Raw genomic sequence first — 8508 nt, forward strand, 5'->3', positions numbered from 1 at the left:
GTAAAATTATACTTTAATTTATTATATCAAAAAAGCAAAAAAAATACCAAGATAAAGTCAAAAACAAAATAGTATATAAATAATATCAAAAAACGATTAATATATATATATATATATATAATTATTTCTTTCTTGAACTGATAGCGTTTTTGTGATAAAATATATACTATGTAATTGTAATTCGAAGTTACATAAAAAAATAAGGAAGTGAACATTATGTATAAATCAAAAAGACAAAAAAATAAGTCTTTTGATTGGTATGGCTTGAGCCAACGTTTCTCTATTCGTAAGTATCATTTTGGTGCTGCGAGTGTGCTGTTGGGGACAGCCTTGATTTTGGGTGCTGCCCAAACGACTGCCAAGGCAGAAGAAACAGCTACTGAAAATAAAACAGAAGCTGTTGCATCTGCTCCAAAAGATGATAAGGCAGGTGAGAATGTCGCAAATGTGACGACACCAGCTCTTTCTGCTACGACAGAAGCGGCTGTAGTAGAAAAGCCAACCTTGAGTGATGAGGAAGTTGCAAAATTAGCTGCTGAAGCATCTAAGAAAGATGATAAAGCAGCTGAAACAGCTACAACTGAAAAAACAGAAGCAGCTGACAAAGAAAAAGCAACACTAACTGCTCCTTCAACAGACAAAAAAGCTGATAAAGCAGTTGATGAAAAAGCTGATAAAAAGGACGAAAAGAAAGCAGAGAACCCAATTACTGCTACTAAAACTGTCCTTGAACAGTTGACATCTGAAGCAGAAGTATTGAACACAACTGCCTCAAACTTTGCGGATAAAAAGGCAGAAGATAAAGCTGGAAAAGAAGCAATCGCAACTGCAGTTGCTTCAGCTAAAATTCAAATCGAAGCTTCTAAGAAAGCTCTTGCTGCTGGAGAAATCACTAAGCAAGAATTGGATGCCCAACTCCAACGTATCTCATCTGCCATCGAAGCAGTCTATGCTGAGATGAAGCGTGCAGGACATGTAGGTAAAGTTGAAGCAGTATTGGCGGATGGAGCAGGTTCTACAGTAGCTATTGCTAATCCTATTAACAAAGTTGTTGTTAATAATGTTGGAGATATTACTGAGGAGGAAGCGCGTGCCATTGAAAAAGAAATCCGTACTGCAAATCCATCCTTGACAGCTGAAGATAAAATCGAAGTTAAACGAAAAGGTAATACAGGTGCTGCCGTAGCAACTGTAACATTGGCTAATGGTAAGGTAGATCAAAATGGTAATAAAACATATGATTTTGCTATTGGTGATGTAGCTTATGGTTCAGCTGGTGAGAAAAACTTTAGTCAACTTCGTGAAGCAATCAACTGGTTTGACTTTGCTACTGCGTCTATTACATATGCTGATGGAACAAAAGTAGGACCTGTTGAATATGTTAACAATCCAACGATGGTAGATTTCACTAGTTCTAAAGGACGTCAAGAACGTGGACGTTTTACTATGGTTCGTACAGTTCTTGAATCTACAACTCATCCCGAGTTAGTAGGTAAGAAGACAAATGACCCTGCATTTTTAGCATCTGGATTAGCTAAATATACACTGTGGAAAACATATAATGATGTAAAAAACGAAGTACAAAATAACCAATCTAGTGGACGAGGAAACAATGAAATATTTGAAGCTCTTCAAGAAGGTATGCGTTTTGATGTACCCACTAAGGTAAAAGGTTATACATTAAGTGCTACAGTAAGTTCACTTTCTCGTAAAAAAGTTACCACAGAAACATATACTCTAAATAAAGCGAATGGTGAACCTGAAAATATTAACAGAAGCCCAGTTGATGGTGTGGTTCAACGTGAAGATGTCATTGTAACAAGACAAGATCCAAACTGGAGTCATTTACGATTAGCAGGATTTGAAACAAAATATGAAGATTCAAATGGTGTAACTCGTGAAAGATTAACTGCGTTCGCCCCAGCTTATGATGGTGGTAACGTTGGGGTTAAGTTCCAATTGTCAGCAACATATAATGGACGTCCTGTAGCGGTTAATGCTATTGCTGCTGACTCAGAAGATTTAAATGTGGCAGAATTTACTCAATTCGAATCTGACGGAACACCTTGGGAAGAATTCATGCGTTTGAATAAAAATAAAACGAATTCAAAAGGTTTATTCCCTAATAGAGAAGGTAATGGTAACTTTTTAAATACTTTCGATAGAAAAACAAATGCTCCGTTGTCTACAGGTTATAAACTTTCTGAATGGACGAATAAAACAGAAACAGGTTATGGTAGTCAATTATTTGGACCGTTTGACTCAGGTATTAATAATGGATATGATCTTCCAATAGGTTTATCTCAAAATGTTGAAAATTTAGGTGTTTATATTAGTTCCAATGGTAGTCAATCAGCAACTATAGGTTTCGTTGTTTATGATGGTGGGGATGCACCAGCCTCTTATGGGTCTGCACAACATATCATCGGTAACTTTAATAAAGAAAAAGATGGAAAACAAGTAACAGCGACACAGCCATATTTAGGGGATGTTCCTGCAGATACTGATTTCCGTACAACGATCGCTGAGCCAAATGGAGCTTGGGTGCTTGATGACTTAGTTAACTCAGAAGACTATAAAGAAATCAGTCTTGTTAGTGGTTCAACTCAAGTTACAAATTCTAAAGGTCAAACAGGAACATATTTATTAGATGGTAAAAACCCTGTAATTCGTATGGCTGATGGAACGCAAGTAGCGATTAAAAATGGTGAAATTCTATCAACAGCTAATACATTGCAAGGCGGAGACGGTTTGCCAATTAAAGGATTGTATAACCAAGCTACACGTGGACTTGGTGTAGGGAATCTACCAGATGAAGGAGAAGGACAACTTCTTGATCCAGCAGTTGCGACTAAGTACACACTACGTCATGCAAGTGAAAATGAATATATCTTAAAAGGTGTCAAAGTTAACCGTGGTGTCAATAATGATGTAGCCTATGTTCGTGGATGGGTTGACTTTAACGGTAACGGTAAATTCGATCTTTATGAATCATCTGAATTAGTAACAGCTAATGCTGATGGAACATATGATATCACCTTCAAAAATACACCTCAATTATTAAACACATCAGTAGATAATCTTGGTGTTCGTTTACGTGTTTCTGTAGACAAAAACGACTTAAGATTACCAACAGGATTAGCGTCTTCAGGGGAAGTAGAAGACTTTGTTGCGAACGTTATTCACCCACCTCGTGGAACACGTCATGAAACAAAAGATTTTCAAGGGAAAAAACAAGAAGTGAATTTCCCTACCAACGCTATGTTCAAGGCTAGTGGTAAAACAATTGAATCTAACTATAAACAATGGGCGGAAATTGATAATAATACGGCGCCTAAGATGGTGTTAAATGATACGGTTGTTAAATCTGAAGAACCAACTGGTAAGACTGTTGAAGTAAAAGACCACTTAAGCCAAACAATCTATAACGGTACGGAAGTTGTTGTTAAAGATGCAAGAGGAAATACTCTTGGTACAGCTATTAAAGTAACGAATAAATTGACAGGTAAGACTGAATATTACTTATCTGAATATACTGAATATGATACAGCTGGGAATAAAGTTGGGGTTTATAAACTAAATGAAGATTCTGCGGAAAACAAAAATTCTAAACAAGGTAGTTTGAGTTTTACAAAAATCACTTTTGAACCAGAAAAAGGATTTGTAGGTACAGCTAAAGGGGTAGCTATCCGTGCGTGGGATAATAATGGAAGTCACACTGGATGGGAAGCTACAGAAGATACAATTAGAGAATCTTTAACAAGTACGACTTTAGCAGAAAAAGATAAGGTATTAGAAAATGTAAACAATGGAAATAACGGTGCCAAGTCTATGGATACAAGTTATATTCCAACTGTTATTGACGTTCGTCCAGTAGGAGAAGATACAACTACAGAAGACGTTCAAGGAAAACCACAATCATCTAACCCTACAATTCCAACAAAAGGAACAGTTGAAACGATAACAAATGAATCTGTTGAAACTTCTAAACGAGTTGATATTTTAAATACAACTGCGAAACCAACTTTTGCAACTAGAAAAGAAATTCCAGGTAAATTATATACAAAAGATACAACTGTCGATAAGGAAACAACTGTTACACTAACAGATGGAACAACAGTCACTTATAAACCAGCAGATAAAATTCCGGCAGGAACTACAATAGCGAATACTGGTGATGTGAATGTTACAGGAACAGGAAATGTCACTGTAAATAACATTCGATTAGTTTCAGGTACTACGATCCCTGCTGGTGCAAAACCTCAAAGCAATCACCCAGCACCAGTGGAAGTAAAAGTAACATTAGCGAATGGAACAGAGCAAACAATTCCAGCGGGAGGAACAATTCCAGCAGGAGCTACTATCAATACGCCATTTACTAATTCAGCTAATAATACATTCGACAATGTAACTTATAATACTGGACAAACAATTCCGCGTGAAACCGGAAATAAGATTTCAACTTTAGCCAAGGAAACATCAGCAGATCAGTTAGTTCCAAAAGGTGAAAGTATTACACTTAATGGAACAACTTACAACGCAAATAATGATGTGATTCCAAAAGGAACTCGTACTGCTGCGACATATGAAGACTTAATGAACGTAACTCTTCCAAATGCAGTTCACATCGATCCACAAACAGGAGAAGTGACAAGTGTTCCACGTCGTTACACTAAAGTAACTGATACAGAAATCGTAATTGAAAACGAAGGTACTTACACATTAAACCAAGATACTGGTGAAATTACTTTCACACCAGATCCTAAGTTCGTAGGAACTGGTACTGGTGTAGTAAAACAACAACCAGATGTTGACTATAACGATAAAGTAGCTGGGGACCCAGTAACAAGTAAATATGGTACAGACTTTGGTAAAGCAACTTATACACCAATCGTTAAGCCACAGTCAAAAGCTTCAATCACTCGTACAATTCATTATGTATATGAAGATGCTAATGATAATCCAGCAAGTCAAGATTCATATAAAGATAATGCTCCAATCGTAGCAATCGATAATACACCAGTTACTCGTACACAAACGATCGACTATACTCGTGAATACAAGATTTTCTCTGAAGCGGGAACTACTGATAAGGCAATCACAACTGCGAACCAAGTTACAGATGCAACTGGGCATGTTTATAAAGTTGGAGATACTATCCCAGCAGGAACACAGTTCAATCAAGGTTCAATTATCATCGGTAAATGGACTGCTTCAAGTGATGCAAACTCTAAATTTAAAGAAATTATCTCACCAACAGTTAAGGGATACACTGCTGAAGTAGTAACAGCTAACTTCACTCCTCGTGCTGATGGTAAGATGGGACACATCCATAATGGTAAACAACCTGTTGGATTATATACTCCAGTAGCAGATAATACAAAAGATGTTGGAGCATATGAACCATTAGTATCAGAAGTTCGTGCGGACAACAAAGATGACTTCGATATGTATGTTGTTTACAAAGCTGATACTCAAAAAGCTAAAGTAACATATATCGACTTAGATGCTACAGGTGATGCTCGTATTCTGGAAGTTCAAAACGCTAATCCAGCTCCTGCAACAGGTGCAGATGCGAAAACAACTTATGGTGTTACAACGCTTCAAGGTAAATCTCATACGAAGATTCCTTATACAACAGCTGAAACAATCAAAAAATATGAAGACCTTGGTTATGAATTAGTAACAGATGATTATACAAATAATACTCAAGGTACAGCTATTGAGGGTGGACGTAAGTTTGATGACGATAAAGAAGTAGACCAAGCATTCAATGTTTACCTACGTCACAAGAAAGTTGAAGTTTCTGATAGTGAAAAACAAACAGTAACTCGTACAATCGAATATAAATACGCGGATACTGATGATGTACCAACTGATAAACGTAATACAACAGCAGCACCATCAGTCGTTGAGACGTTGCAATACACTCGTTCCCGTACAATTGACCTTGTACTTGCAGCGAAAGCATATCCAACAGAATATGCTACTTATAAAGCTGAAGCAGCTAAAGGTTCAGATGCTGAAAAAACTGCGCGTACAGTATTGTTGAATCATGTTGCAAGTAAAGTAGCAGAAGCGACTGCAACAGCTGATCAAAAAGCAATTATCACATTTGGTCAATGGACACCTAAAGAAGGTAAAGCTACAGGAATTGAATTAAGTACAGAAGAAAAAACTAAAGATAATAAATTCAATAATGTACCATCTCCAGAAGTAACTGGATATGTACCAGATAACGCTACTGTGGAAGCAACTGCAGCAATTGATGCGGAAGCAGATGACTACAAGATCACAGTTCTTTACACTCCAGTGGCACAAAAAGCTGTAGTTAAATTCGTAGAAGTAGATCCTACTAATACAGATAAAGTCATTACTCCAGGTCTTGCAGAGCCAATCTCAGTAACAGGTAAATCAGAAGCAGCTTACCCAGCTACAACAGCAACTTCAGTAACAGATAAGATTGCTGAGCTAGTTAAGAAAGGTTACGAACTAGTAAACAACGGATTTGTATCAACAGATAAATTCGATAAAGATGCTGCAGTTGATCAAGAATATGTTGTGAAATTCAAAGCTAAAGTAGTTGATATTCCATCATTTGATCCAACTAAACCATCAAGCGATGAAAATCCAAAACCAACTCCAGGTGTAACGCCAATCGATCCAAATAATCCAGATGGACCAAAATGGACTGAAGCATTAATCAATGCTGTGAAAGTACAAGAAGAAGTAACACGTACAATTAAGTATGTATATGAAGACGGTACTCCAGTAGCAGAATCTGATTTAACAAGTGTGGCTGATAAGAAAGTTAAAACACTTAAATTCACTCGTTCTGGTAAGATTAATGTAGCAACAGGAGAAATCACATACGGAGATTGGTCAGCTGATCAAACATTCGAGGCAGTAACTTCTCCGACACTTGAGAAATACACTGCGGCAGTTGCAGGTGTAACACCAGCAGTTGAAGATGTACCAGCGAAAACTGTAGCGGCTACAGATAAAGACTTTGAAGAGACAGTAATCTACTCTACAAAACCAACAACTGTAGACCCTAACAAACCAACAGATCCAACAAATCCAAATGTTACTCCACAACCTGATGATGTAGTACCTAATGATCCAAAAGGACGTACTTACAGAGAATTAGGATTAATCGAAGAAGTAACACACACAGTTCACTATAAACTTGAAGATGGATCTGATGCAGGTATCGCTGATAATGTACAAACATTAACATTTACACGTACTGCAGAAGTAGATCCAGTAACAGGAGCAATCTCTAACTACGGTACATGGAAAGCTAAAGGTGGAGATACAACAATCGATGCTGTAACAACACCAAACAAAGACGGATACGTGGCTTCAGCGAAAACATCTACAGAACGTACAAATGTATCAGCTACGGATAAAGATAGTGAAGAAACAATTATCTACCGTAAACTTGGTTCATATGTACCAGTAGTACCAGAAGGCATCACACCTCCGGCAGATGCTGACCTAAATCCAAAACCATATCCAAATGCAACTCCAGCAGATCCTACAAAACCAGGAACACCCACTGAAACACCAGTAGTACCATACATCCCTGGAACAACACCAGTAGGACCAAATGGAAAACCATTAACACCGAAAGATCCTAACGATCCAACCAAAGGATATGAAGTACCAGACTTACCAACAGATCCAACAGATAACACTACAATTACCTATGTTAAAGATGGATCACAAGTAGCTGTTACACACTTCATCGAAGTAAACAGTGAAACTGATAAGACTGAAAAAGGTGCGGTAGCAGAATCAGTAGTAGATACTGGTGATACAGGTAAAGCATTCACTAAAGCTGCTGATGTAACAGCAACAATTGAAGCACTTAAAGCTAAGGGATACACAGTTGTTGAAAACAACTACCCAACAGATGGTAAGTTCGATGCAGATGCTAAGACTAACCAAGTATACAAAGTTTTAGTAACTGCTAAGCCAATTACTGTAAATCCAAACGACCCGACTCCAACTAAAGATCAACCAATCGATCCAAATAATCCAACAGGACCAAAATGGACTCCAGAGTTAATCAAAGAGTTAGAAGACGGACGTAAAGAGGAAGTTAAACGTACAATCAAGTATGTTTACGCAGACGGATCAAAAGCTGCTGACACAGTTCAAGAAACTAAAGAATTCAAACGTTCAGCAATTATCAACCCAGTAACTGGTAAGATTACATTCGGAGACTGGTCTCCAGCTCAAACATTTGAAGCTGTAACTTCACCAAAAGTTACAAACTTCACTCCAGATAAAGAGTCTGTACCAGCGGCAGAAGTAACAGCAACTGCTGAAGACATCAATGAAACAGTAATCTATACTACAAAACCATTAAACATTGACCCATCTAAACCAGTTGATCCAAATACACCGAATGTTACTCCAAAACCTGATGATAGAGTACCAAACGATCCAAAAGGACGTACTTACAAAGAATTAGGATTAATCGAAGAAGTAACACACACA

The 8508-nt window shown here is 37.5% G+C and carries 1 protein-coding gene; it reads left to right on the forward strand.

Going from position 1 to position 8508, the window contains the following annotated elements; genetic code table 11:
• Positions 1 to 216 precede the first annotated feature (216 nt).
• A partial coding sequence (locus HMPREF2764_RS10130) for a mucin-binding protein (protein WP_186821159.1) occupies positions 217 to 8508 on the forward strand: 8292 nt, incomplete at its 3' end.

The sequence above is a fragment of the Streptococcus sp. HMSC073F11 genome (assembly GCF_001810785.1).
Classification (GTDB): domain Bacteria; phylum Bacillota; class Bacilli; order Lactobacillales; family Streptococcaceae; genus Streptococcus.